Below are 24415 nucleotides of genomic sequence, written 5' to 3' on the forward strand. Positions count from 1 at the left end.
GAGGAGCCTCAGACCTCCACGAGCAGTTCCTGCAGCCCACGGATCACATAGCCCGGTTTCCACTCCGGCTCCGCCACGAGCCGCAGCCGCGGCGCCCGCTTCAGCAACGCCCCGAAGGACGCGACGAGTTCGATACGGGCGAGCGGCGCGCCCAGGCAGTAGTGGATCCCGCCGCCGAAAGTGATGTGCGGGTTGTCCTCGCGTGTCAGGTCGAGCCGGTCGGGGTCGGCGAACCTGGCGGGATCACGGTTCGCGGAGCCGAAGAGCAGCGCGACCTCCGAGCCGCGGGGAATGACCTCCCCGCCCAGCTCGATGTCGTCCATCACCCAGCGCTCGAACATCTGCAGCGGCGTGTCGTACCGCATCAACTCCTCGACGGCGCGCGGGAGTATCGCGTCCGGGGCGGCCCGGAGCGCTGCGAGCGCTACGGGGTGTCGGAAGAGCGTCAGCCAGCCGTTGGCCGTGGTGTTGACGGTCGCCTCGTGGCCCGCGTTCAGCAGCAGCACACATGTGGAGATCATCTCCTGCTCGCTGAGCCGGTCCTCGGCGTCATGCGCGTCGATCAGCGCGCTGACCAGGTCGTCGCCGGGTGATCTGCGCCGCTGCGCGATCAACTCCCGGAGGTAGGCGGTGAATTCGACCGACGCCCGGACCGCCTTGCGGGCCGCCTCCTCCGTCGGGTTCAGCTCGAACATCCCCACGATGTCCGCAGACCAGGGCCGCAGCAGCGCCCGGTCCCCGGGCGGCACCCCGAGCATCTCCGCGATCACCGCGACCGGCAGCGGCTCCGCGACCCGGGCGAGCAGATTCCCGCCGCCGTCGGCGACCAGACCGTCGGCCAGCTCCGCCGCCAGCCGCTCGACGGTCGGCGTCAGCGCCTGCACCGTACGCGGCGTGAACGCCTTCGAGATCAGGCGGCGGATCCGGCTGTGGTCCGGTGGCTCCAGCTCCAGCAGACCGTAGCCGTTGAGCACATGGAACGGCTCGTGCTCGGGCGGCGGCGGGGTCCGCCCGAACTCCTCGTGCGTGAAGCGGTGCGTATACGTCCGCGCGAGCCGGCGGTCGCGCAGCAGCGCGCTCACGTCGTCGTAGTGCGGGACGAGCCACTGGCGGCTGCCCTTGAACCAGTGCGCACGACCGGCCTCACGCAGCCGCGCGTACGCCGGATAGGGATCCGCGACGAAGGCCGGGGACCACGGATCGAACCACGAGACCGCTGCATCCATGTACCGACGCTACCCGCCCGGGGTGACCAGGCCGATCTCGTAGGCGAAGACGGCCGCCTGCGTACGGTCCCGCAGGCTCAGTTTGACCAGAATCCGGCTCACATGCGTCTTCACCGTGGCCTCGCTGACGATGAGACGCATGGCGATCTCGCCGTTGGACAGTCCCTGGGCGATCAGGGCCAGCACCTCCGTCTCCCGCTCGGTCAGGGCCTCGATGCGGTCCATGCGCGGGGCCTTGGGGGCACCGAGGCGGGTGAACTCCGACAGAAGCCGCCTGGTCACGGTCGGCGCGAGCAGCGCCTCGCCCGCCGCCACGACCCGTACGGCGTCGGCGAGCTGCCGGGCGGAGGCGTCCTTCAGCAGGAAGCCCGAGGCACCGGCGCGCAGGGCCTCGAAGACGTACTCGTCGAGGTCGAAGGTGGTGAGGATGAGGACCCGGGTCCCGGCGTCCTCCTCGCGGTCGCCGGCGATGCGGCGGGTGGCCTCCAGGCCGTTCATGCCGGGCATACGAACGTCCATCAGAACCACGTCCGGCCGCAGTTCGCCGACCTGGGCGACCGCCTGGTGGCCGTCGAGTGCCTCGCCGACCACCTCGATGTCTGGCTGGGCCCCGAGCAGCACGGAGAAGCCCTCACGGACCATCATCTGGTCGTCCGCGATCAGTACCCGGATCGTCATGCGCGGCCCTCCTCGGCGGCGTCGGTCTGCCCGACGGGAAGGAAGGCGGCGACCTCGTAGCCGCCGTCGGCGGTGCGCTCGGCGGTCAGCTCGCCGCCGAGCATCGACGCCCGCTCGCGCATGCCCATCACACCGTGGCCGAGGCCCGGCGAGGGCTGGACATCGCCGGTGGGACGCGTGTTGACGACGCGCACCCCGACACCGGTGAGGACGTACGCGACCTCGACGCGGACCTGCGAACCGGGTGCGTGGCGCAGGGCATTGCTCAGCGCCTCCTGGATGATGCGGTACGCGGAGAGCTCCACGCCCTGCGGCAGCGGCCTGGGGGCTCCCGTCCTGGCGATCTCCACATCCAGGCCCACCGCCCGTACGCCGTCGGCCAGTTCGTCGAGGCGGGAGAGGTCGGGCTGCGGGGCGTCCGGGACGGCCGTGCCGTCGGGGCTCTCGAAGCGCAGGACGCCGAGTACGCGGCGCAGCTCTGCCAGGGCTTCGACGGCGCTGCCGCGGATGGTGGAGAAGCTTTTCGTCAGCTCCTCGGGCGGGTTCGGCACCCGATAGGGCGCCGCCTCCGCCTGGATCGCAATCACCGACATGTGGTGCGCGACGACGTCGTGCAGCTCCCGGGCGATCCGGGCGCGCTCCTCCAGCAGCGTCTGCTGTCCGCGCACGTCGGCGACCAGCGTCTCCTGCTCGGCGACCCGGCCGCGGGCGAGCCACCAGCCGCGCAGGGCGACGGCAGCGCCGAGGACGAGACCGGAGACGATGGCGAGGCCGCCCACATCGGTGTTGTCATCCGCGACGGAGCTGAAGACGCCCATGGCGACCGCCGAGATCACCCACATCTCGATCGCCACGCGCGGCCTGGACCGGAAGGTGACCAGGGCCATGACGACGACGTGCGCAACGTAACTCTCCTCGTACGCGTACGGGATGGAGAGGGACGCGACGGTGGGGGCCAGGGACAGCCACCACGCGCCCACGGGCCTGAGGAGGACGAGCACGAGCGATGCGGCGTGCAGGGCCGGGAGGAGCAGGGAGATCAGATCGGTCCAGGCCGACCAGGTCGTGCCGACCAAGTCGTGCGCCAGGAGGAAGGAGAACGCGAACGCGAGGATGGCGGCGTGCGGCAGCCAGCGCACCCCGCGCCGCTCCAGCATCGGCCACGTGGCGAGCCGTTCGGCGCTGATCGGCGGCAGGGGGTCGAACGCCCACGCCGGACGGAGCAGATCGTCGCGCAGGGCGCGCCAAGCGACCCGGGCTATGCGGGACTCGGTCCACGCGGAGGGTGTCGTCGTCTCGTTCACGCGCAGAACGCTACGCATGAGTCGGGCCCGCGTCGTCACCGGTGCAGCCGACTTTCCGGCATCCGTCTCAAGGATGACGTGCCGGTACCGCGTCCGACGGGCCGGTGGGTGGGCGCGGGGCAGGAGCAAGGGCGTCGTACGCGGCCGCGCGTCGGTACGCAGGCGAGACGGCCGGCGGGCGAGGAGCCGCAGGGGCACGGCGGGCCGGGCGGACGGACCGGCGGACAGGTGGGACGGACGGATGGGCGGGAACGGACGGACGGGCCGGACAGGTGGGACGGACCGATCGGGCGGGAACGGACGGACGGGCGGGCGGACAGGTGGGACGGACGGATCGGGCGGGACGGGCGGACGGACGGACGGGACGGAGGGCGGATGGGCGGGACGGGCGGGCGGACGGACACGGGCCGTACCGTCGCGGGCAGTGGCAGCCGGACGGCCCGGCTGAGTCTCGCCGGGGCTCAGCCCGTGAGGCGGCGGAGCTCGCCGATGACAACCCCCGCCTCGGGGCAGTACGGGTCGATGAGCGGGAAGTGGCCCGCGCCGTCGAGGAGTACCAGCCGTACCCGCTCACCGGCCCGCTCCGCCTCCGTCGCGAAAGCCCGCGCGACCTGCGGCGGCACGACGTCGTCCACGGCACCGTGCACGATCGTCGTCGGGATGCCTGTGGGGAGCAGAGCCACGGGGTCGGCGTACGCACGACGGGACGCGTAGCCAGCCGGTCCGCCGAGGAGCTGGACGACGGCATCTGAGCACACGTCGAGCTCCCGCGATGTCGCGAAGTCCGCGATGGGGGCGAGGGCGACGACGCCGCTGACAGGGGGACGCGCAGCCCAGTGCCAACGGGAACCGGACGGCTGCCGGTGCCGGGCGGCGGCCCACAGCGCCAGGTGCCCGCCTGCTGAGTGCCCGGAGAGCACAAGACGCCCGGTGTCGACGCTGCCCCACCGGTGAAGACCGGGCCGGGCTTCGGCGCTCGCGCCTCCGTGCGGGGAGTCGGTGCGTACCTCGCTGCCCGCTGCCTCGCCGTACGCGTACGGCGAGGCACCGCGGACGCCAGGCGCCGCGGCGGCCAGCTCCGCGACCATCGCGGGGATGCGGTCGACTGCCAGGGCGACATCGTCGAGCGTCTCGGGCCACCGCCCGGCGGGATGGTCCACGGTCACGCCGGGAGCGTCCGCGACCACCGGTGCGCCCCCGCCGACCGCTGCCCCGGTGGCCGGGGCGGCCCGCCGCCCCCCGCCGTGCTGTTCCGGCGCCGGGCCGCGGCGGTACTCGACCGACGCCACGGCGAAGCCGTGCGCCGCCAGATGTGCCGCGAGGGGCGAGATGTGCTGCCGGTCGTACGGAGCGCGCCAGGCGCCGCCGTGGAAGAGGACGACGAGCGGGGCCGGTCCCTCCCCTCCGCGGGGGGTGAAGAAGTCGACGATCTGGTCGGGGAGTTCGCCGTAGGGGAGGGTCGCGTCGGGGGGTACGGGCGGGTACGCCAGCACGGCCTCGGGGTCGCGCCGATCCGCAGTCTCCCGGGCCAACGCCCGCCCATCGGCGTCCGCATCCGCATGCGAGCCCGTGGTGCGGACGGCCCCGCTCCCCCGCCCGATCAGAGGCGGGGGAGCGGGAAGGCCCGAGGCGTCTGCGCCGGGCACGTGTCAGACCCCGTTCCGCTCGTCGGCGGGCACGCCGGCCCCGGCGCCCCCGTCCGGCCCGCCGCCCCCGTCCGGCTCGGCAGCGGCACCCGGCCCGGCAGGGGCACCCGGCTCGGCAGGGGCGATCTGTACCTCCAGGACGTCGGCCAGGACGCGGGCGGCGCGCTCCGCGTCCGCGAACGACGTGTACAGCGGTGTGAACCCGAACCGCAGCACATCCGGACGGCGGAAGTCCCCCACCACGTCCCGACCGACGAGCCCCCGCATCACCGCACCCGCGTCTGCGCAGCGCAGCGCGATCTGGCTGCCGCGCTCCGTATGCGCCGCCGGCGTGACCGACTCGACCCGACCAAGCGGCACGTAGTGCCCGACACAGCGCAGGAAGAAGTCCGTCAGCGCGAGGCTCTTGCTCCGTACCGCCTCGATTGCGACACCGTCCCAGACGTCGAGGGCCGCCTCCAGGGCGAGCATCGAGAGGATGTCGGGCGTGCCCACGCGGCCGCGCAGGGAGCCGTCGGCCGGGGTGTAGGACGCGGCCATGCCAAACGGGTCGGCATGCGAATTCCAGCCGGGGAGCGGCGAGTCGAAGGCCGGCTGCAGTTCACGCCGGACGTAGAGATACGCCGGTGCGCCCGGACCGCCGTTGAGGTACTTGTACGTGCAGCCGACCGCGAAGTCGACGCCGTGCTCGTCGGTTCCGACCGGCAGGGCCCCCGCGCTGTGGCACAGGTCCCACACCACCCGCGCCCCCGCCGCGTGCACGGCGGCCGTGGTGCCGGGCAGGTCGTGCAGCCGCCCGGTGCGGTAGTCGACGTGGTTGACGAGTGCGGCGGCAGTGCGCGGACCGGCCGCTTGGCCGACGTCCGCCGGCTCGACGGCGCGCACACGGCAGCCGGTCAGCCGGGCGGCGGACCGGGCGATATAGCCGTCGGTGGGGAAGGTCGAGGCGTCGACGAGCAGTTCGTCCCGCCCCTCACCGGCCATCCGCACGGCGGCGACGACGGCCTTGAAGACATTGACGCTCGTCGAGTCGCCGACGACGACCTGACCGGGCGCGGCGCCGATGAGCGGGGCGATCCGGTCGCCGATCCGCTCGGGCGCGGTCCACCAGCCGCTCTTCTCCCACGCGTGGATGCGCAGCCGGCCCCACTCGCGCTCGATGACGTCCGCCATGCGCCCCGGCACGGCACGCGGCAGGGCGCCCAGCGAGTTGCCGTCCAAGTAGGTGACCCCGTCATCGAGCGCGAACCGGTCGCGCACCGCGGCCAGTTCATCCGCAGCGTCCAGCCGCGCGGCCTCGTCCGCGAGCGCGCCGCGGGCGGATTCCTCGTGTGCCGTGGCAGTACGGCTCGGGGCGTCAGACATGGCTGCGCGCCGTCCACAGCTCGGGGAAGACGTGTTTCTGCGCCCGCTTCTCCAGCCAGGCAACTCCCGCGGAACCGCCGGTCCCGGTCTTGGCGCCCATCGCCCGCCGGGTGGCGACGAGATGGTCGTTGCGCCAGCGCCAGACCAGTTCTGCGACCTCGGTCAGTGCCTCGCCGAGCTGCACCAGCTCATCGCCGGGCTCCCCCGCATAAACCTTTTGCCAGGCACGCTCCACCTCCGGGGCGGACTCGTGGCGCATGCTCGGATCGCGGTCGAGGACGGCGTTCGGGATGCCGTACCCGCGGCGGGCGAGGAGCCGGATCACCTCGTCGTAGAGGCTCGGCTCGGTCAGCGCCTTCTCCAGTTCGGCGTGGACGCGCGGGGCGCCCCGGTGCGGTACGAGCATGGACGCGGACTTCTCGCCGAGCAGGAACTCCATCCGGCGGTACATCGCGGACTGGAAGCCGGAACCCTCACCGAGCGCACTGCGGTACGAGTTGAACTGCGCGGGCGTCAGATGCGCCAGCGGCTTCCAGGAGGCGTTGAGCGATTCCAGCTCCCACGCGGAACGCCTGAGGGCCGCCATCGCGACCGGTACGTCGTCCTGGCGCAGCGCCTCGGCGGCCGTCAGCCACTCGTGGACGATGACGGTGAACCACAGCTCCATCACCTGGGTCGTGACAAGAAAGACCATCTCGCCGGGGTCATCGGAGAGGGGGTGCTGGAGGTGGGTGAGGACGTCCGCCTGGACGTAGTCCTCGTACGGCGTCGTGCCCGCGAAATCCAGGTTCGGGGCTTGGATGCCGGGGTCCGCGCCGTCCTCGGGGCCGGTTCCGGGCGCGTTGGGGTGGTGCGACATCGCTGTCTCCTCGTGCGTGCTACCGGGTAGCGGTCCGCTCCTTCCTCTCGGCATCGGAGCCCCGGTCCCCTCGCCAGCGTCGATATACGGATCGCGCCGACCAGAGCATCATCCGTGGCCCCCGCGCCGTACGGCAAGGGCCTGCCCGGGGGACGGCCGGGCAGGCCCTGGGAAATCCGCGGCCCTGCATGGCGCGACCGCCGGGGCCGATCAGCAGCATTGATCAGCCCGGCAGCCCGTATGCGCGCAACGAGGTCCGGTTCTCGCGGTGTTGCGGCGATCAGGTGAGGGTGTCGGCGGCGGTGGGCGACGACTCGCGCAGGAAGGTGGCGCAGCGCTCGTACTCGTCCTGCTCGCCGATGGCCTGGGCGGCGCGTGCGAGGGCGTGCAGCGCCCGGAGGAAGCCGCGGTTCGGCTCGTGCTCCCACGGCACCGGTCCGTGGCCCTTCCATCCACTGCGCCGCAGCGCGTCGAGCCCCCGGTGGTAGCCGGTCCGGGCGTACGCGTAGGACTCGACGACCCGGCCGTTCTCGAACGCGCCGTCGGCGAGCTGTGCCCAGGCCAGGGAGGAGGACGGGTACTTCGCCGCAACGTCGGCGGGAGCCGTGCCCGAGGCGAGCAGGTCGCGCGGCTCGGGGTCGTCCGGGAGGTGCGTCGGGGGCGGACCCCCGAGAAGGTTTTCGTGAATGGCCATGACCTCAAGTCTGCCGGACGGCACGAGGTCCGTGGCACCCGGCGCACACACTGCGGACCGGTACCACGGACAGCACACGACCGTGCGCGCGCTGCGCAGTCTCGCCTGCCCGGAGGGTGTACCGCGCGGGTGGCACTACGCGGAGGGCGCGCGGAGGGGAGGGCGAGCGGAAAGGCGGCCATCGCGGATCGGCGCCCGCCCCGCCGCTACGCCGGGCTCTCCCCCGTCGCCGGGGCCGGCCGCGGCTCCCCGGGCTCCGGGGGTTCCCCCGGGTCGAGCGGCGGAGAGTTGACCGCGCAGTACGTACGGCACTGGGCGCGGCAGCGCGACGGCTCGCCCGCCGGGGCGGGCGCCAGGACGTCGGACCGTACCGCCAGCCACGCGATTACCGCCCCCACCAGCAGCACCCCGGCGCAGATGGGCATCGCCCGCCGGAAGGACTCGTTGAACTCCGTCGCCGACCGGTACGCCTCGGGCCCGGTACCGGCCAGCAGCGGCAGCGCCGCCACGGCGATGAGCCCGGCGGCGCGCGCCACCGCGTTGTTGACGCCGCTCGCCAGTCCCGCCCGCGTCACCTCCACCGACGCGAGCACCGTCGCCGTGAGCGGGGCGACCAGCAGCACCATGCCCGAGCCCATGACCAGCAGTGCGGGCAGGACGTCCGCCCAGTACGAGGAGCCGGGTCCGACCCGCAACATCAGCAGCATCCCCGCCGCGCACAGCAACGGACCGACGGTGAGCGGGATGCGCGGCCCGATGCGCTGGCCCAGCGCCCCGGCGCGCGAGGAGAGCGCCAGCATCATCAGGGTCGTCGGCAGCAGCGCGGTCCCGGCGGCGAGCGCGGAGTAGCCGACGGCGACCTGAAGCTGCAGCACGGAGAGGAAGAAGAATCCGGCGAACGCGGCGTACACGCAGAAGGTCACCGCGTTGACGGCCGTGAACTGCCGGGAGGCGAAGATCCGCGGCGGGAGCATCGGATTGCTCCGCCGCCGCTCCAGCCGGATGAAGGCCGCGCCCAGCAGCACCCCGCCGACGGCCGCGCCGACGACGGCCGGTGACGCTCCCTGCCCGGAGGCGTCGATCAGCGCGTACGTCACCGCGCCCAGCGAGAGCGCCCCGAGCACGGCACCGAGGACGTCGAACCGGCCGTGGGCTTCGGGGTCGCGGGTCTCCGGCACGTGGCGCAGCGCGATCGGTGCGCACACCGCGGCCAGTGGCACGTTCAGCAGGAACACCCAGCGCCAGCCGGGTCCGTCGACCAGCCAGCCGCCCAGGAACGGTCCGATCGCGGCCGCCACGCCGCCCAGACCGGACCAGGCGCCGACCGCCCGCGCACGGTCCGCCGGATGGAAGGTGGCCTGGATCAGCGCGAGGGAGCCCGGTGTGAGCAGCGCGCCGCCTATGCCCTGGAGGGCCCGCGCGGCCACCAGCACGGCCGCGTTCGGCGCGAGCCCGCACGCCAGCGAGGCCAGGGCGAACCACACGATGCCGACGACGAAAACCCGCCGCCGCCCGTACCGGTCGCCGAGCGCACCACCGAGCAGGATCAGCCCGGCGAGCGTCAGCAGGTACGCGTTGACGGTCCACTGCAGCACGGCCAGGTCCGCGCCCAGGTCCGCGCCGATCTTGGGAAGGGCGACATTGACGACCGTGCCGTCGAGCAGAGCCATCCCGGATCCGAGCACGGTCGTCAGTACGATCCAGCGCCCGGCGGCCTCGGAGATCCGGATCCGTCCGGCCTCGCCACCCGACGGGGCCGCCGCACCGTCGAGTGCCGCCGACGCGCCGGATGCCGCCGCCCCGTCGCCCGGCACCGCCTGCGACCCGGTCTCGCTGGGGTGCGACCCGGTCTCGCTCGGGGGCCGCCGCGAGGAGTCGCTCATACCGGGGATGATCCTCGCGTTCCCCTCCCCTGGCCAGCCCACCGGGCCCCCGGCCCCGCCCCGGAGGCCGCGCGGGCGGGAGCGTACGGGAACGGGCCCGGCGCCCTCCGGGGAGGTGCCGGGCCCGTCACCGTACGGAGCCTGGGCGCTTACTTCAGCTTGGTGCCCGTGGAACGCAGGTTCGCGCACGCCTGCGTGACGCGCTCGGCCATGCTCTTCTCCGCGGCCTTGCCCCAGCTGCGCGGGTCGTAGGTCTTCTTGTTGCCGACCTCGCCGTCGACCTTCAGCACACCGTCGTAGTTGCGGAACATGTGGTCCGCGACGGGGCGCGTGAAGGCGTACTGGGTGTCCGTGTCGAGGTTCATCTTCACCACGCCGTTCTCCAGCGCCGTGAGGATCTCCTCCTCCGTGGAGCCGGAGCCGCCGTGGAAGACGAAGTCGAACGGGTCCGTCTTGCCGGCCTTGGCGCCGACGCCGTCCTGGAGCTGACGCAGCAGGTCGGGCCGGAGCACGACGTTGCCCGGCTTGTAGACGCCGTGGACGTTGCCGAAGGAGGCGGCCAGCAGGTAGCGGCCCTTCTCGCCCAGACCGAGGGCGTCGGCGGTGCGCTCGACGTCGGAGACGGTCGTGTACAGCTCGTCGTTGATCTCGTGCGAGACGCCGTCCTCCTCACCGCCGGTCGGGGTGATCTCGACCTCGAGGATGATCTTCGCCTTGACGGCCTCGGCGAGCAGCTCCTGCGCGATGCTGAGGTTCTCGTCCAGCGTCTCGGCGGAACCGTCCCACATGTGCGACTGGAACAGCGGGTTCCGGCCGCCCGCCACCCGCTCCTGCGAGACGGCGAGCAGCGGACGGACGTAGCCGTCGAGCTTGTCCTTGGGGCAGTGGTCGGTGTGCAGCGCGATGTTCACCGGGTACTTCGCGGCGACGACGTGCGCGAACTCGGCCAGCGCGACCGCACCGGTCACCATGTCCTTGCTGTACTGGCCGCCCAGGAACTCGGCGCCGCCCGTGGAAATCTGGACGATGCCGTCACTCTCCGCCTCGGCGAAGCCGCGGAGCGCCGCGTGCAGGGTCTGCGACGAGGTCACGTTGATGGCCGGGTAGGCGAACCTGCCTGCCTTCGCCCGGTCGAGCATCTCGTTGTAGACCTCGGGGGTTGCGATGGGCATCTGTCCGCTCCTTGTGATGTGCGGGTTCTCGGATAGGGCCCTGACCTAGGGGGGCGACGTCATCGTCGGGGCCCATCTTCCCAGACGCGGACGCAGGATCCACCCGACCCGTACCCCGAGCTGCGCCGATCACGATGGCGAGGGGTGGAGAGTTTCACGTGAAACCCTCCACCCCTCGGTGAACCCGCAGGTCGGAGCGTGGCCCGGACTCTCCGCCGAGTCGTGTCCGCCTGCGTCGTGTCTTCCGAACTAGTCGAGACCCAGATCCGCCAGTCCGTACGCCGGGACGTAGGGCAGTCCGGCCTCCGCGATCGCCGGCGCGGCACCCCGCTCGACGATCACCGCGACAGCGACGACCTCGGCACCCGCCTCGCGAGCCGCCTCGACCGCAGTGAGCGGCGAGCCCCCCGTGGTGGAGGTGTCCTCGACGATCAGGACGCGCCGCCCCGCGATGTCCGGCCCCTCGATGCGGCGCTGCATCCCGTGCGTCTTCTGCGCCTTCCGTACGACGAAGGCGTCCAGCTTGCGGCCGCGCGCCGCGGCGGCGTGCAGCATCGACGCGGCGACCGGGTCGGCGCCCAGCGTCAGCCCGCCCACGGCCTCGTAGTCCAGGTCCGCGGTGGTGTCCAGCATCACCTGACCGACGAGCGGGGCCGCCTCCGCGTCCAGGGTGATCCGGCGGAGGTCGATGTAGTAGTCGGCCTCCATCCCGGACGAGAGGGTCACCTTGCCGTGGACCACGGCCTTGTTCCTGATCTGCTCCAGCAGGGCGTCACGCGCATCGGTCATGTCCACGAGCCTAAGCGGTCGCCGGTTACAGCCTGCGCCAGGTCCAGGTCGTGGAGACCTCCAGCGGATCGACGGGCGTCACCAGGCGCGGCATGGTGTTGAGGCCGTTGGGCGGTCCGGACTGCGGCTCGACGCAGACGGCCTCGGCCTGTTCGTCGTACAGGACGACCCATTCGGCCCGGCTGGTGACCCGCAGTTCGAGCCTGCCGGGCCAGGTCAGGGTGACGTCCACGCCGTCCGGCATGCCGAAGCAGTCGTCCCAGGGGCCGGGCTTCGGGGGGATCCGGCGACCGGTCGGCAGATGGTCCTCCCCGCGCTCCTCCTGCCACTCGGGCGTGAAGGAGACCTGGGCGTCACCGGTGCCGTCGCCGAGGTTGCGCAGGAACCACGGGTGCCATCCCGCCTGTGCGGGGAAGGAGTCGCCGATCGTCTCGATCCCGAGCGTGAGGGTGACCGAGTCCTCGGCGAGCTCGACGAGTTGCGTGACCCGGCCCGGGTACGGCCAGGGGTCTACCAGGTCGTACGTGAAAACGGCGGAGGTCTTGTCGGTACGAGCCGTACGCCAGACCGTGTCCCGACCGGTGCCGTGGATCGCATGCGGTGGGTTGTTGACGGGGAGGTGCCGCACCTCGGCGCCGTCACGGAACCGGCCGTGGTCGACCCGGCCGCACCACGGCACCATCGGGAACGCGCCGTATTTGGGGCCCTGCCGCAGCAGCTCCGTGCCGCCGACGCGCAGCGAGCCGACGCGGCAGCCCAGGGCGGGGAGCAGGGTCAACTCGGCTTCGCCGGCCTCGAGTCGGACGCCGGGGCCGGGTTCCGTGGTGTCGTGGGTCGTCACATCCCCGACCCTAGAGCCTCGCCCACGGAAGGGGACGGAGCGGAGGACCGGTGTCCGGACCGGGTGGGCCGCCCTCCTCCCCGGTGCTTCAGCGGCGGCGGCGCAGGATCCGGCTGACGACGACCGCGGAGGCGACGAGCGCCGCGGCGGCCGGGGCGGCCCAGCGCAGGGACACGGTGGTTGTCGCGGCCTCGGGCGCGGGAACCGGGGCGTACCGACCGCGCGGCGGCGCGTGGTCGACCTCCTCGGCGCTGCGACCGATCATGGTGCGGCGCGCGTGTGCGGCCTCGGCGGGCGGCTCGGTGCCGAGCCCGTCGTCGAGGGCGTCGTCGAACTCCTCGTCCAAGTCGTCCCGGAGAGCATGCGCCGCCTCGTCGTCGTCACCGGCGTCCCGCTCGTCGGAGGCTCGGTCGTCGTCGCCCACGGCCTCGAGGTCGGAGAGCGGGTCCAGCGACGGGGGCGGCACCTCGGCCTCGAAGACCGACGGCGTTCCCGGCGGGGCGTCCGGCCCGACGTCCGCCGCGTCCTTCCCCTCGTCCGGCCCTGCGTCCCGCTTGTTCTCAGGGCCGGGCTCCTGCGCGCCCCGCTGGTCCGCCGGCTTCTCCGCCTGCCGGTCGCCCCGGGGGCGATCGGGCTTGTCCGGTGACGGGATACCGGGGATGACGCGCTGGTTGTCGTCGTCCGGGTCCCCCGTGCCGATCGGCGACGATTCGAGACCCGAGGCCATGTCCGCGGCGAAACGGTCCAGCAGACGGCGCCCGGCCGTCTCGGCCGCGGATGCGCCGGCCTCGGCCAGACGGCCTTCGCTGTGCACGGTCCCGGTGCATGCGAGACGCGTACCGCCGTCCGCCGCCGACAGCCGTACGTTCAGGGCGACCTTCACGGAGCCGCTGCCGCGCGACTCCGTGCCTTCGCCCTCCACCGCCAGGTCGCCGCCGTCCTGTTCGGTGACACGGAGACGACCGCGGTAGGTGATGGTCGAGTGGCCGATGCGCAGTCTCAGCCGACCCGCGAACTCCAGGGGCCCACCGGGGGTGTCATGCGTCCCCTCCGCATCCTCGGCATCACTCTGGAACCCCGGGATGCATCGTGAGACACGGGCGGGATCGGCCAGCGCCTGCCGCACGGTGCCGACGGAGAACGGAACGAACACCTCATGCTCCATGGAGACCGAGCCTACCCAGCCATCCCCGTAAGGCACCCTCATCGGACCGACATCCGCCCGCATCGGCTTCCGGGGACCCGCCCGCATCGGCATTCGGGGCCCGCCCGTATCGGCTACCGGGCACCCGCCCCGGCACGCCGTACGGCCGGCCCCGCCGTCCGGTCCGTACCCTCCCGTCTCAGTCGTCCGCCCCCGGTGTCAGGACGTTCCCCGTCGTGGCGTTGATGAGCACCACGCGCCCCTCGTCGTCGTCGGCGGCGCCGGGCGCGGTCTGCGTGACCTGCCAGACGATCCTGCCGTCGTCGCTGGTGTCGATCTCCAACGAGTCCAGTTCGGAGGGCCGGTACGCGTAGGCCAGACGTACGGCCTGGTGGGCGGTCGTCTTGGAGAGCCGCATCCTGGCGACGTCGTCGTCCGGCGTCATGTCGCGTTGGCGGGAGAGGAGCTCGGAGCCGTCACCGGAGACGGTGACGTCGTACTCGTCGACGTAGTCGTCGTTGTCCTGGTCCTTGCCCTTGGACGCGACGACGATCTCCCAGATCCGGTTCCCCCGCGCGTCGCGCTCCCCTTCGAGCTGGAAGGACGCACCGCGGGGCACGGACACATCGGCGGTGCTCAGTGCGCGCAGCGCGTTCTCGACCGACTCCGGCGTGGACGCGGGTGCCGGCATCGTGCTTGGTGCACGGTCGTGCTCGCGGTCCCAGGCCCGCGGGGCGGAATCGGCACGGGAGTCGGAGGAGGACGAGTTCGCGCAGCCGGTGAGGACGGCCGCTGCCGCCAGTGCGATCGCGCCGGCGCGAAAGCGGGCAGAAGTCCGGATTGCTGGCATGTGTCGCATGAGACCCGTTTCTACACCCGTCGGACCGTCAGTCGAGGTAGCGCGGGTGCATCAGCATGGAAGCGGGCAGTCCGGTCACCCGCTCGCGCTCGGCGGCGCGCTCGGCGCTCCGCAGCGAGCCCGGGGTCAGCGAGCGCAGCCGGGGCCCGTCGGCGGGCAATTCCAGTGATGGGGGGCTGCGGCGGGCCGAGGCGAGGACGAACCCCCAGTCCCTCGGCTGACGCCCGCGCCGGGACACCGGACCCGCCCCCCGCGACAGCGCCGGGAGCCGCCCGTCCACCCGGTAGGCCACCGTCCGCAGGCCCGCCGCGCGCACGGTCGCGTCCACGGTCCAGAACTGGTGCGGCCGGTCCGACAGCGCCCCGGCGTGGACGGCGAGCCTCCCGCCCGGGGCCATGACGCGCCGCACGAGACCATAGAACTCCAGCGAATAGAGCTTGGTGCTCGTGGTGATGTCGGGGTCGGGCAGGTCGGAGAGCACGACGTCGTACGAGCCGCGGCTCCGCACCGCCCCTCGCAGCCAGTCGAACGGGTCGGCCCGCACCACCCGGGCCCGCCGGTCGCCGAGCGCGTCGCTGTTCAGGGCGGACAGGCCCGGGTCGGTGCGGGCCACCCGCAGCAACTGCGGGTCGGGTTCGACGAGCGTCACCGAGACGACGCCGGGGTGGCGCAGCACCTCGCGGAGCGCCAGCCCGTCGCCTCCGCCCAGGACCAGGACACGGCGGTGGGTCCCGGCCATCGCCGGATGGACCAGCGCCTCGTCGTAGCGGAACGCGTCCCGGCCGCTGACCCGCAGTCGCCCATCGAGGAAGAGGGACAGCGACGCCGCCGGGCGGCCGCCGGGACCTGACCGTGAACCTGCCTGCTCCTGCGTGCTGTGCACGTCCGCGGAAGCCGGGGCGCGGCCGCCGCCCGGGCGGCCACGGTCCGTAGCCCTTCCGCTCGCGGCGGCGCCTGGTTCGCCCGTGACGACGACCTCGTTCGCGCCCGTGCCGACGGCGACCCGCACATCGGCCCCGTACACCGCGCGACGTGCCGCCCGCTCGAACGGCTCGACGAGGAGGGTGCAGCCCGCCAGCAGCGCCAGCACCAGCACATTGACGCCCAGGAGCAACCACCGTGAGCGTGGGGTCAGTTCGCGGCGGAACAGCCACAGCACCGTCACCCCGCCCGCCAGCGCGTTCACCGCACCGGTCAGCAGCGCGCCCCGCGGTTGACCCAGGCACGGCAACAGCAGGAAGGGAAAGGCGAGTCCGCCGGCGAGCGCCCCCACGTAGTCCGCGGCGAAGAGATCGGCGACCGCGCCGCCCGCGTCCTGCTTCCTGATGCGCTGAATGAGCGTCATCAGCAGCGGCACCTCCGCCCCGATCAGCACCCCGATCGTCGCGGAGAAGGCGACGAGCACCGTGCGGGAATGACCGAACCAGGCGAACGCCGCGTACAGCGCCATCGCCGACGAACCGCCGACCAGCGCGAGCACGGCCTCGACGACTCCGAACCCGGCGACCGGCCGCCACCGCAGCCGCTTCGCGAGCAGCGAGCCGACCCCCATGGCGAAGACCATCACGGACAGCACGACGGACGCCTGCGTGACGGAGTCACCGGACAAGTACGAGGCGAGGGCGACCAGTTCGAGCTCGTAGACCAGGCCGCAGGCCGCGCACACGAACACCGCCGCCAGGACCAGGAAGCGGCCGAGGCCTTCCGGAACGGGGAGTTCCACCGGGCCCCGCGGCTCCCGCGCCGCAGCCGCACACGGGACGCGGGCCACGGGCGGATCAATCATGCGGGGAACGGTACGTCAGGCATTTCTGTGGACCTGTCACCCACACGAGTGCGGTGTAGGTTCTGCGCGGCCTACAACACTTTCAAGGGGGCGCGGGCCTATCGCCGCGCATGCCCCGTGAGCCCTGTGTGCCGACCCGCGTCCGTGTGGCGACGAGCGTGCCCTCCTGCGGGTACGCGTGCCAGGTCCGCCAGGCCAGCCGCCCTTCGCGGCAGTGCGCCAGGAGAGCGGTGAACGCGTACGGACTGCCGGGGAAGGTCCCCGCGAGGCCGTACGGATGGTCGGCGACGAGCGCGAGCAACTCCTGGGCGCGCCCGGCGAAGGACTCCTCGGAATGCGTCTCGACGTGCGCCGCGAATTCGTACTCCCAGTCCCCGATGCGCTTATCGATCCCGAGCGGCAGTGGCGTGGCGCTGCCCGACATGCAGGCCACGGTCTCCGAGCACTGCCCTTGGTCGTCCTCGACGAGTACCTGGTGAGAGGCGCCGAGCAGTCTCAACTGCAACGCGACGTATCCGAGTTGGAGCTTCAGTTCGGCGAGGGCGGGCAGCGGCTCCCGGCCCAGCGCCCAGGCCAGATCGGCGGCACGGGTGTCGGTATAGGCAGTCTTGAGAGTGGTGAGCATGGGTCGGCTCCGCAAAAGCAGGCAGGGGTGATCGCGCAGTGGATGACGGGTGGGCCGGCTCGCCCCGGAGAGGGGACCGAGGGAGCTACGCTCGCCGGCTCGTGCCCACGTGGGGGTCCGGGGGGATACGAAATCATGAGATGCCCGCGGCTCACAGCGCTTTTACCCAACTTCGCCGGGTTTCCATCCTCCAGAGGGCCGCACGGTTCAACTGTTCAAAACAACAGCGTCCGGCGGGCGTTGAACCCGCCGGACGCATATGCCTTACCGCATGGGACAGCCGCACAACCCCCGGTCAGTTGCGGCCGTTCCGCCCCCGTTTTCCGAGGTGAGCGCCGGTTGGGCGCCGGGCCGAGCGAAAGGCGTCAGCCGCCCCCGCCACCACCGCAGCCCCCGCCACCGCCACCGCCGCAGCCGCCGCCCCCGCAACCGCTGCCGCCACCGCACGAGGAGCCGCCGCACGAGGCGCCGCCGCCGCATCCCCCGCCGGCGGCACCGCCTCCGCCCCCGGCCCACCAGCTTCCCCGCCGGCGCGGGCCCTTTGATCTGCCCCCCTTGCCGGCGAGGCCGGCGATCGCGGCGATCATCACGACCACGAACACGCCCACGAACAGTGCGACTCCCATCGTCCTCACTCTCCTCTCAGTTCCCCCGAAGCGAGGCCCCGCTTCTTGCGTGACGGGGTCATGCCCGGGCCTCGGAGCCTCAAAGCAGAGTTGAGGAACTCCAGAGGTTCGGCGAAGGACGGCTCACAGGGAAGGACGGGTCGGCGGCCGTACCGCCCCCGCGGCCGACGGACCGCCGGTGCGGCCTCACCGCAGGGAAACGGTCGTCCGGTAGAAGTCGTCACCCAGGCCCTCGGGCTTGGTGAGCTTGACGATCGGCGCGCCGGGCGGGGGCGGGGGCGGGGTGAGTTGATCCGTGGGGAGATTCGGCGGAGCGGTCTGCTGGTCGTTGGCCTGTTCGAAGTTGACCATGCCGGTCTTCTCCAGCGAGGTGATGTGGTCCAAGACGACCTCGTTGGCCTGGTCGGCGAGTTGGCGCACCAGGCTGTTCTCCGTGGACGCCCGGGCCTTGGCGACGGCCGGGAAGATCTGGCCGTGCGTGACGCGCATGATGCTCACCGCGGTGGTGTCGAACTCCGTACCCCTCTTCGACTGCACGGTTGCCACGAACTGCTGCTGTTGCGGAGTCGGCTGGTTGGGCAGGGTGATGTTCAGCTCCGAAGCGATCCTGCGGCAACTGGCGTCGAGCAGGGTGTGCCCGGCGACCAGGTGCTCGCCGGCCTCCTTCATGGCCTTGGTCGTTCCCCGCTGCATGGCGAGCCGGCCGAGGGGGTGCTCCCACAGACCGGCCGAGCGCACTTTGACCACGAAGTCCCGGTCGGCCTCGGTCAACGGCCCGTACGGGGTGTTGGCGATGATGCGGTCGGACGTCGTGTTCGCGTAGGTCATGCCGCCGATGGCAGGGTAAGCGATTGCGCCCAGGGTCATCACCAGGCTGCCGATCAAGAAGAGGGTGCCAGCCCTGGCCCGTGAGATGCGCATGGTTCCTCCTGCTGCGAGCGGCGCTTACACCAAGCAGTACGGATGAAACACGCGACACAATCATTGCACTGAGCAAATCCCGCACGCTCTCGCGTGACGTGCATCACGTAGCGGCCCGGGGCGAGGGGAGCCTCTCCCGGCGTACGGCGGATGCGCCGGCGGGCCGCGCCCTCCGCGGATGACGGCGCGTGGCCACCCCCGTCGGAGGGCCGACACGCGGCCCGGCCGTCCCCCCGGCACGGCGCACGGGGCCCGCCGGGCGGCAGCCGCACACAGCGCGGGGGCGAGGTGATGGTTCGTCAGGCCTCGGGCGCTGAGCGAACGTCCGGCTGCCGGCGGGGCCAGCGATCGCGGCGAGGTCACGTGACACCGTGGGCAAGGTCGCGCGGACGGAAGAGCCGTGCACGGGCAGGCCGGCGCGTCGACCGACCGTCCGGTGAGGCGGTTCGTGTGCGGCCGTCGTCACGGACGCCCTTCGCGGCCTTCGATGGCCGGAGGGGCGCCGGCGGGACGGCGGTGAGCACGTGACCGGCCCGGGCAACGGAGCCGGTTGAGCACGACGGCGGATGCGCCCGTACGTTTGTGTGATCCAGCGTGTGGGATCCAGGAAGCCGTGACCGGGGGCGTGACGTGGGGCGACGACAGGCGTACAAGGGCAGGCGCATGAGGCGGGCACTGCTCCTGGTGGCCGCCCTGCTCACCGGCGCCCTACTCGGCAGTGGCACGCCCGCCTCGGCCCACGCGGTGCTGAAGAGCAGCGACCCGCGCGAGGGCACCGTGCTGAAGACCGCGCCGGACGAGGTCACGGTCACGTTCGACGAGTCGGTCGCTCTCGCCGAGGACTCCCTGCGTGTGCTCGCCCCCGACAACCGTCCGGTGACCGCGGGCGATCCGCGGCACATGGGCGGCAAAGCGGACACCGTCGGTGTACCGCTGGCCGACGGCCTGAAGGAGGGCACGTACACCGTCACCTGGCGAGTGGTCTCCGCTGACAGCCACGCGATATCCGGTGCCTTCACGTTCGCCGTCGGCAAGCCCTCGAAGACCCCGGCACCCACCGCTGCCGAACCGCCCGTGGACTCGGCCGTCGACACGCTCTACGGCATCGGTCGATACACCGCCTACGGCGGCCTGGCCCTGCTGATCGGTATCGCCGTGTTCGCTCTGGCGTGCCTGCCCGCGGGCACGACCGCCCGGGTGCTGCGCCGCCCGTTCCTGGCCGGGTGGTGGGCGCTGCTGCTGTCCACGGCCGCGCTGCTCGTGCTCCGCGGACCGTACGCGAGCGGCTCTGGGCCGGGCGGTGTGTTCGACCTGCCGTTGCTGCGGAGCACCGTGGGGAGCCGACCGGGCATCGCGCTGCTGGTCCGCCTGGCACTGCTACTGCTGGTGGCCCTTCTCGCCCGGCGCGGCCGCCCCGATTGGAGGGCCGACCGGCCTAGGGTCGCGACCGGCGTCGTCGTCGCGATCGGTCTCGCCACGACTTGGGCGGCGGCGGAACACGCCTCTGCGGGGATCCAGGTCCCTGTGGCGATGGCCTCCTCCGTACTGCATCTGCTGGCCATGGCCGTGTGGCTGGGCGGGCTGACCGCGCTGCTGACCGTGCTGTACCGGACCCCGGCCGACGAGCCGCTTCCGCCGGCGGCCGTGGGCCGTTTCTCCCGCATCGCCCTCGGCGCAGTCGCCGTCCTCGCGGCCACCGGCCTCTACCAGTCCTGGCGCGGGCTCGGCTCCTGGGAGGCGCTCACCACGCCGTACGGCAGGGTGCTCGCTGTGAAGACGGGGCTGGTGCTCCTCATGCTGGCGGTGGCGTCGTACTCCCGGAACTGGACCGAGCGGATGCTGCGCACGCGTCAGGAGGAACCGACACTGGTCGCGGTCGGGAGCGGCAGCCACGGGGCACCCACAGGCACGGCGACCGGTACGGCCGGATCGGGTACGCCCGGGGCGGAGACGGCCGGGTCCGGTACGGCTGCGGCCACCGCTGTCGAGTCCGCCGGGGACGAACCCGTCACAGACGAGCCCGGCCCCGACGAGCCCGCCGCTGCCGAGCCCGGCCCGGACGCGCCGCGGCATGGCCTGCGCAAGACCGTGCTCGCCGAGGTGCTGATCGGTGTGGTGGTCCTCGTGGCCACGACCGTGCTCACGGGCAGCGAGCCCGGCCGGGCCGCCACCGAGACCGCACATGAGGCCAGGGTTCCCGGGCGCCCCAACGTCTCCCTGACCGTGATCCCCTTCGACGCAGGCTCTCCCGCCGCGCGCGGCAAGGTGCAGATCACCCTGGAACCCGGCCGGGTCGGCAGGAACGTGGTGGAGGCAGTGGTCTACCGCTCCGACGGCAGCGTCATCGCCATTCCCGAATTGCGCCTCACCTTCACCCTGGCCACGCAGCGCGTCGGTCCGCTCGACGCCGAGCTCGCCGACCAGGGTGGCTACTGGGGCAGCGACACCCTCGACCTTCCGTTCGCCGGGACCTGGAGGATCAGGGCCACCGTCCGCGTCTCCGACGTCGACCAGGCCACCGTCTCGAAAACCGTGAAGATCACCCCATGACGTCCGGTCCACCAGGAGCCCATGCGTCATCGCCGAGCGGCGCTCAACGGGCTCGGGTCAACTGGCCCACGGCCTGGCGAATCGAGTCCTCACGCTTGCAGAACGAGAACCGGGCCAGCCAGGCCGGAGCACCGGCGCCCACGTAGAAGGCAGAGGTCGGAATGGCCACCACACCGGCCCGCCGTGGCAGCTCCCGGCAGAACTGCACACCGTCCTCGTAGCCCCACGGCCGTACGTCCGCCTGCACGAAGTAACCGGCATCCGCACGGTAGGGGTGCAGGCCCGCCCGTGCCAGGCCGTCGCTGAGCAGATCCCGGTTCCGCCGCAGGGTCGCCCGAAGCTCCGCAGCCCACTCCTCCACCGAGTCGAGTGCCTGTGCCAGTGCTGCCTGATAGGGCGTGCCCGAGGCGTACGTCAGGAACTGCTTCGCCGCCCCCACGGCGGCAACCAGCGGCGCCGGGCCGCAGACCCAACCGATCTTCCAGCCCGTGACGTTGAAGGTCTTGCCCGCGGACGAAATGATCAGCGTCCGGTCCCGCATTCCCGACAGCGTCGCGATCGGCACATGGCGAGTGCCGTCATAGGCCAGGTGCTCGTACACCTCGTCCGTCACCACGGTCAGCCGGTGCTCCTGGCACACCTCTGCGATCGAGGCCAGCTCGTCGGCCGTGAACACCTTGCCCGTCGGGTTGTGCGGGGTGTTGAGAATCAGCACCCGAGCACGCGGCGTGACGGCAGCGCGCAGCGCGTCGGCATCGAGCGCAAAGCCGTCGCCGTCGAGGACGAGCGGAACACCGACGAGACGCGCGCCGGCCAGACGGGCATCCGCCGCGTACGCGTCGTAGCAGGGATCGAAGGCGATGATCTCGTCACCGGGATCACAGAGGGCCAGCAGTGCGGAGGCGAGCGCTTCCGTCGCACCCGTAGTGATCAGCACCTCGCCCTGCGGGCGGTAGTCCAGGCCGTAGCGGCGGAGCTGATGCTCGGAGACGGCCTCGCGCAACGCGGGGAAACCGACCGCGGGCGGGTACTGGTTGTTCCCCGACAGCACGGCGTCCGCCACACCCTTGAGCAGTGCGGCAGGGCTCTCCAGCTCCGGAACGCCCTGGCCGAGGTTCACGGCCCCGGTGCTCCGCGCCAGCTCCGTCATCTCCGTGAAGATCGACGTCCCCATGTCGCGGACCCTCGTCGCAGGCCCCCACCACGCCTGGCCTGCACCGCGCTTGTCCGTCGTTTCCATCGAATCCATGCGTCCCGTTCCCCGAGTCCATCAGTCAGGAGGTTCGGCCCTCACGATAGGCCTCCGCGGCCCGGCCGGGCCGTCCCGAGCACCGGGTGAACGCGGGCTGATGCGACCGGGCGCCGGGGCGTGGGCCGATGGGGTGCACTTCAGGGCACCGCCGGGCGTCTGCGGTCGCCCGGAGCTGAGGCTCCGCGCAAGGTCGGAGGTGCAGGATCCTCCTCGCGTGAGCGCGGGGGCGGGTCCGCGTCCGCCCGCTGCGCCGCACCGGAGGTGCCTGTCGTGCCAGCCGACACCCGCCTGCCCGTACGCGCCGGAGACGACAGGCCCGTACGGCTGCGGTCGGGGTGGCACGGGCAGGCGCGCAAGGCCCTGCGGCGGGCGGCACCGGCACTCGGGATCTACGCCGCGGTGCGCCTGTGCGGGCTGCTCGTCTTGGCGCTGTGGTCCTGGCACGCCGGCAAGCAGCCGGGCAGGCTGCTCGGCCGTTCCTGGGATTCCGTCTGGTACGTGCGGCTCGCCGAACACGGCTACGGCACGGTCGTGCACGGCACCGACCCGTCCCACATCTACAACGACCTGGCGTTCTTCCCGCTCTACCCGCTGCTGGTCCGCGGTCTGCGGACAACTCTGTCCCTCGGGTTCGTCGAGGCCGCGCTGCTGGTGTCCTGGGCGGCAGCGGCCGTGGCCGCCTGGGGGATCTACGCGGTGGGCGAGCGGCTGGCGGGCCGCCGGGCGGGCGTCCTGCTCGTCGTCCTGTGGGGCGTGCTGCCGCATGCGATCGTCCAGTCGATGGCGTACACGGAGTCGCTGATGACCGCCTTCGCCGCCTGGGCCCTGTACGCGGCACTGACCGGACGGTGGCTGTGGGCGGGTACCTTCGCGGCGCTCGCCGGGCTCTCCCGCCCGAACGGTGTCGCGGTGGCGGCCGCGGTCTCGCTCGGCGCCGCATGGCAGATCTGCCAGCTCTGGCGGAACCGCGCTCCCGACAGCCTCTCGCTCTCCGCCCGCCAGGACTGGCGGCTCTGGGCGGGGGCTGCGCTCGCCCCACTGGGCTGGACCGGCTATGTCCTGTGGGTGGGCCGGCGGAAGGGGAGCCCCCTGTTCGGCTATTTCGCGGTGCAGCGCGGGTGGGGCTCGAAGTTCGACTTCGGCCAGGACGGCTGGGAGACGGTCCGCCGTACGGTGCTGGGCCCGATGCGCCTGCCCTACCCGATGACGATTGCGCTGGTCTCGGTCGCGCTGGTGCTCTTCGTGCTGCTGTTGCTCGACCGTCCGCCGCTCGCCCTCGTCGTGTACAGCGGGGTGCTGTTCGTCATCGCCCTGGGCGGCGCACGGTACTTCGGGTGCAAGCCGCGCTTTCTGCTGCCCGCGTTCCCGCTGCTGCTGCCGCTGGCGGTGGGCATGGCGAGAGCCCGGACGCGCACCGTCGTGGTGACGGCAGGTGCGCTGGCCGGGCTCTCGTGGTGCTACGGGACGTATCTGCTGGCGATCGCGGCGTCGGCGCCGTAGGGCCGGCCCGCCCCGCCCGGGCCCCCGTTCACCTCCCCCTGCGCGGCCCCGTTTCCGGGCATGACGCCCTGGCCCTCCGGGCGCCGCGTCCCCGACCGGCGCCGGGCGGAGGGGAGTTACTCCTCGTCGCCCTCGTCGTCGGGCCCCGCGGAGTCGATGTCCTTCTCCAGGCCGAGCTGTTCCACGACCCAGCGGTCGAACTCGATCGAGGCACGCACCCAGCTCACTGTGCTGGACACGAAGTGCTCCAGGCTCACGCCGGTGCCGACCAGCATCTGCGCCTCGCCGATCAGGCGGACGGTGCCGTCGTCGTTGGTGTGGCTGTAGACCTTCGGCCACAGCGTGCGGCGGTTCCAGTCGTCGATCGACTCCAGAAGCTGCGGCTTGGACTCGATGTGGTGCGGCCGGTCGTAGAACGTGCGGACCGAGAAGACCTGCTGCTCCTCCTCCCCGCGGAACATGAAGTACGTGCGGAACTGCTCCCACGGCGCGGCGAGGTCACCCTCGTCGTCCACGACGTACTTCAGCTCCATCTGGTCGAGGAGCTGCTTGACCAGGTCCTGATCGGGGATGACGGGGCCCACCGGCCCCGACTGCTGCGGTTCGGGCTGGCCCCCGAAGTTCGGAATCGAGGACGGGTCGATAGTCACCGTGGATTTCCCTTCGTACGGTTCCTGCCATCCTCCCTCACACCG

Annotated in this window: 21 protein-coding genes; 2 read left to right on the top strand and 19 right to left on the bottom strand. The window is 72.3% G+C overall.

The genetic code is table 11. The features are described from left to right. Positions 1-8: 8 nt before the first annotated feature. The 17 genes from AB0M26_RS22375 to AB0M26_RS22455 all read right to left on the bottom strand — a co-directional run bounded on the left by AB0M26_RS22375 (position 9) and on the right by AB0M26_RS22455 (position 18418). Positions 9-1226, bottom strand: a complete 1218-nt coding sequence (locus tag AB0M26_RS22375; RefSeq protein WP_365263577.1) for a cytochrome P450 — start codon at positions 1224-1226, stop codon at positions 9-11. Positions 1227-1235: 9 nt separating this feature from the next. Beyond that, complete coding sequence (locus tag AB0M26_RS22380; protein WP_365263578.1) at positions 1236-1904, bottom strand: response regulator transcription factor; 669 nt, start codon at positions 1902-1904, stop codon at positions 1236-1238. After that, positions 1901-3208: a histidine kinase gene (locus AB0M26_RS22385; RefSeq protein WP_365263579.1), complete on the bottom strand. Its 1308-nt coding sequence runs from the start codon at positions 3206-3208 to the stop codon at positions 1901-1903. Before AB0M26_RS22385 ends, AB0M26_RS22380 begins: the two co-directional genes overlap by 4 nt. A gap of 461 nt (positions 3209-3669) precedes the next feature. Then, a complete protein-coding gene (locus AB0M26_RS22390; protein WP_365263580.1) occupies positions 3670-4740 on the bottom strand; it encodes an alpha/beta hydrolase in 1071 nt (356 codons plus the stop codon). A 117-nt stretch (positions 4741-4857) separates the two neighbouring features. Beyond that, complete coding sequence (kynU, locus tag AB0M26_RS22395; RefSeq protein ID WP_365263581.1) at positions 4858-6219, bottom strand: kynureninase; 1362 nt, start codon at positions 6217-6219, stop codon at positions 4858-4860. Beyond that, positions 6212-7078, bottom strand: a complete 867-nt coding sequence (locus AB0M26_RS22400; protein WP_365263582.1) for a tryptophan 2,3-dioxygenase family protein — start codon at positions 7076-7078, stop codon at positions 6212-6214. Before AB0M26_RS22400 ends, kynU begins: the two co-directional genes overlap by 8 nt. Positions 7079-7358: 280 nt before the next feature. After that, positions 7359-7772 carry a DUF3151 domain-containing protein gene (locus AB0M26_RS22405; protein WP_365263583.1) on the bottom strand — a complete coding sequence of 138 codons (414 nt, stop codon included), beginning with the start codon at positions 7770-7772 and terminating at the stop codon, positions 7359-7361. Positions 7773-7978: 206 nt separating this feature from the next. Continuing rightward, positions 7979-9655 (bottom strand): MFS transporter, encoded by a 1677-nt coding sequence (locus tag AB0M26_RS22410; RefSeq protein WP_365263584.1) that lies wholly within the window; start codon positions 9653-9655, stop codon positions 7979-7981. Between the two features lie 149 nt (positions 9656-9804). Beyond that, positions 9805-10827 carry a class II fructose-bisphosphate aldolase gene (gene fbaA / locus AB0M26_RS22415; RefSeq protein ID WP_365263585.1) on the bottom strand — a complete coding sequence of 341 codons (1023 nt, stop codon included), beginning with the start codon at positions 10825-10827 and terminating at the stop codon, positions 9805-9807. Positions 10828-11076: 249 nt separating this feature from the next. Next, positions 11077-11616, bottom strand: a complete 540-nt coding sequence (gene pyrE, locus AB0M26_RS22420; protein WP_365263586.1) for an orotate phosphoribosyltransferase — start codon at positions 11614-11616, stop codon at positions 11077-11079. A 25-nt stretch (positions 11617-11641) separates the two neighbouring features. Next, positions 11642-12457: an aldose 1-epimerase gene (locus tag AB0M26_RS22425; protein WP_365263587.1), complete on the bottom strand. Its 816-nt coding sequence runs from the start codon at positions 12455-12457 to the stop codon at positions 11642-11644. 88 nt (positions 12458-12545) lie between these two features. Continuing rightward, positions 12546-13622, bottom strand: coding sequence for an SRPBCC domain-containing protein (locus AB0M26_RS22430; protein ID WP_365263588.1), 1077 nt, complete (start codon positions 13620-13622; stop codon positions 12546-12548). A 178-nt stretch (positions 13623-13800) separates the two neighbouring features. Continuing rightward, on the bottom strand, positions 13801-14451 hold the full coding sequence (locus AB0M26_RS22435; RefSeq protein ID WP_365263589.1) for a hypothetical protein: 651 nt from the start codon (positions 14449-14451) through the stop codon (positions 13801-13803). Positions 14452-14488: 37 nt separating this feature from the next. Further along, positions 14489-16246 carry a spermidine synthase gene (locus AB0M26_RS22440; protein WP_365263590.1) on the bottom strand — a complete coding sequence of 586 codons (1758 nt, stop codon included), beginning with the start codon at positions 16244-16246 and terminating at the stop codon, positions 14489-14491. 82 nt (positions 16247-16328) lie between these two features. Next, positions 16329-16871: a DUF2617 family protein gene (locus AB0M26_RS22445; protein ID WP_365263591.1), complete on the bottom strand. Its 543-nt coding sequence runs from the start codon at positions 16869-16871 to the stop codon at positions 16329-16331. Positions 16872-17236: 365 nt separating this feature from the next. Beyond that, the gene (locus tag AB0M26_RS22450) at positions 17237-17497 is read right to left on the bottom strand and encodes a hypothetical protein (RefSeq protein WP_365263592.1); all 261 of its coding nucleotides are present in this window, start codon (positions 17495-17497) and stop codon (positions 17237-17239) included. Between the two features lie 186 nt (positions 17498-17683). Beyond that, positions 17684-18418, bottom strand: a complete 735-nt coding sequence (locus AB0M26_RS22455) for a DUF4142 domain-containing protein (protein WP_365263593.1) — start codon at positions 18416-18418, stop codon at positions 17684-17686. A gap of 663 nt (positions 18419-19081) precedes the next feature. On the opposite strand from AB0M26_RS22455, the gene AB0M26_RS22460 reads away from it, so the two are divergent. Beyond that, the gene (locus AB0M26_RS22460) at positions 19082-20968 is read left to right on the top strand and encodes a copper resistance protein CopC (protein ID WP_365263594.1); all 1887 of its coding nucleotides are present in this window, start codon (positions 19082-19084) and stop codon (positions 20966-20968) included. A 43-nt stretch (positions 20969-21011) separates the two neighbouring features. On the opposite strand, the gene AB0M26_RS22465 is transcribed toward AB0M26_RS22460, so the two are convergent. Continuing rightward, on the bottom strand, positions 21012-22217 hold the full coding sequence (locus tag AB0M26_RS22465; RefSeq protein WP_365263595.1) for an aminotransferase class I/II-fold pyridoxal phosphate-dependent enzyme: 1206 nt from the start codon (positions 22215-22217) through the stop codon (positions 21012-21014). A 273-nt stretch (positions 22218-22490) separates the two neighbouring features. Here AB0M26_RS22465 and AB0M26_RS22470 point away from each other — a divergent pair, with 273 nt between their 5' ends. Further along, a complete protein-coding gene (locus AB0M26_RS22470; protein ID WP_365263596.1) occupies positions 22491-23720 on the top strand; it encodes a glycosyltransferase family 39 protein in 1230 nt (409 codons plus the stop codon). A gap of 116 nt (positions 23721-23836) precedes the next feature. Here the strand turns inward: AB0M26_RS22470 and AB0M26_RS22475 are convergent, their stop codons facing one another. Continuing rightward, positions 23837-24370, bottom strand: coding sequence for a YbjN domain-containing protein (locus tag AB0M26_RS22475; RefSeq protein ID WP_365263597.1), 534 nt, complete (start codon positions 24368-24370; stop codon positions 23837-23839). Between the last annotated feature and the right edge of the window lie 45 nt (positions 24371-24415).

The organism is Streptomyces sp. NPDC051776 (assembly GCF_040681345.1).
GTDB lineage: Bacteria > Actinomycetota > Actinomycetes > Streptomycetales > Streptomycetaceae > Streptomyces.

Coding starts and splice junctions, on each gene's coding strand:
- AB0M26_RS22410 (WP_365263584.1), bottom strand. CDS start 9,655: ATGAGCGACTCCTCGCGGCGGCCCCCGAGCGAGACCGGGTCGCACCCC.
- AB0M26_RS22375 (WP_365263577.1), bottom strand. CDS start 1,226: ATGGATGCAGCGGTCTCGTGGTTCGATCCGTGGTCCCCGGCCTTCGTC.
- pyrE (WP_365263586.1), bottom strand. CDS start 11,616: ATGACCGATGCGCGTGACGCCCTGCTGGAGCAGATCAGGAACAAGGCC.
- kynU (WP_365263581.1), bottom strand. CDS start 6,219: ATGTCTGACGCCCCGAGCCGTACTGCCACGGCACACGAGGAATCCGCC.
- AB0M26_RS22445 (WP_365263591.1), bottom strand. CDS start 16,871: ATGCTCACCACTCTCAAGACTGCCTATACCGACACCCGTGCCGCCGAT.
- AB0M26_RS22440 (WP_365263590.1), bottom strand. CDS start 16,246: ATGATTGATCCGCCCGTGGCCCGCGTCCCGTGTGCGGCTGCGGCGCGG.
- AB0M26_RS22450 (WP_365263592.1), bottom strand. CDS start 17,497: ATGGGAGTCGCACTGTTCGTGGGCGTGTTCGTGGTCGTGATGATCGCC.
- AB0M26_RS22465 (WP_365263595.1), bottom strand. CDS start 22,217: ATGGATTCGATGGAAACGACGGACAAGCGCGGTGCAGGCCAGGCGTGG.
- AB0M26_RS22455 (WP_365263593.1), bottom strand. CDS start 18,418: ATGCGCATCTCACGGGCCAGGGCTGGCACCCTCTTCTTGATCGGCAGC.
- AB0M26_RS22405 (WP_365263583.1), bottom strand. CDS start 7,772: ATGGCCATTCACGAAAACCTTCTCGGGGGTCCGCCCCCGACGCACCTC.
- AB0M26_RS22430 (WP_365263588.1), bottom strand. CDS start 13,622: ATGGAGCATGAGGTGTTCGTTCCGTTCTCCGTCGGCACCGTGCGGCAG.
- AB0M26_RS22400 (WP_365263582.1), bottom strand. CDS start 7,078: ATGTCGCACCACCCCAACGCGCCCGGAACCGGCCCCGAGGACGGCGCG.
- fbaA (WP_365263585.1), bottom strand. CDS start 10,827: ATGCCCATCGCAACCCCCGAGGTCTACAACGAGATGCTCGACCGGGCG.
- AB0M26_RS22380 (WP_365263578.1), bottom strand. CDS start 1,904: ATGACGATCCGGGTACTGATCGCGGACGACCAGATGATGGTCCGTGAG.
- AB0M26_RS22435 (WP_365263589.1), bottom strand. CDS start 14,451: ATGCCAGCAATCCGGACTTCTGCCCGCTTTCGCGCCGGCGCGATCGCA.
- AB0M26_RS22460 (WP_365263594.1), top strand. CDS start 19,082: ATGAGGCGGGCACTGCTCCTGGTGGCCGCCCTGCTCACCGGCGCCCTA.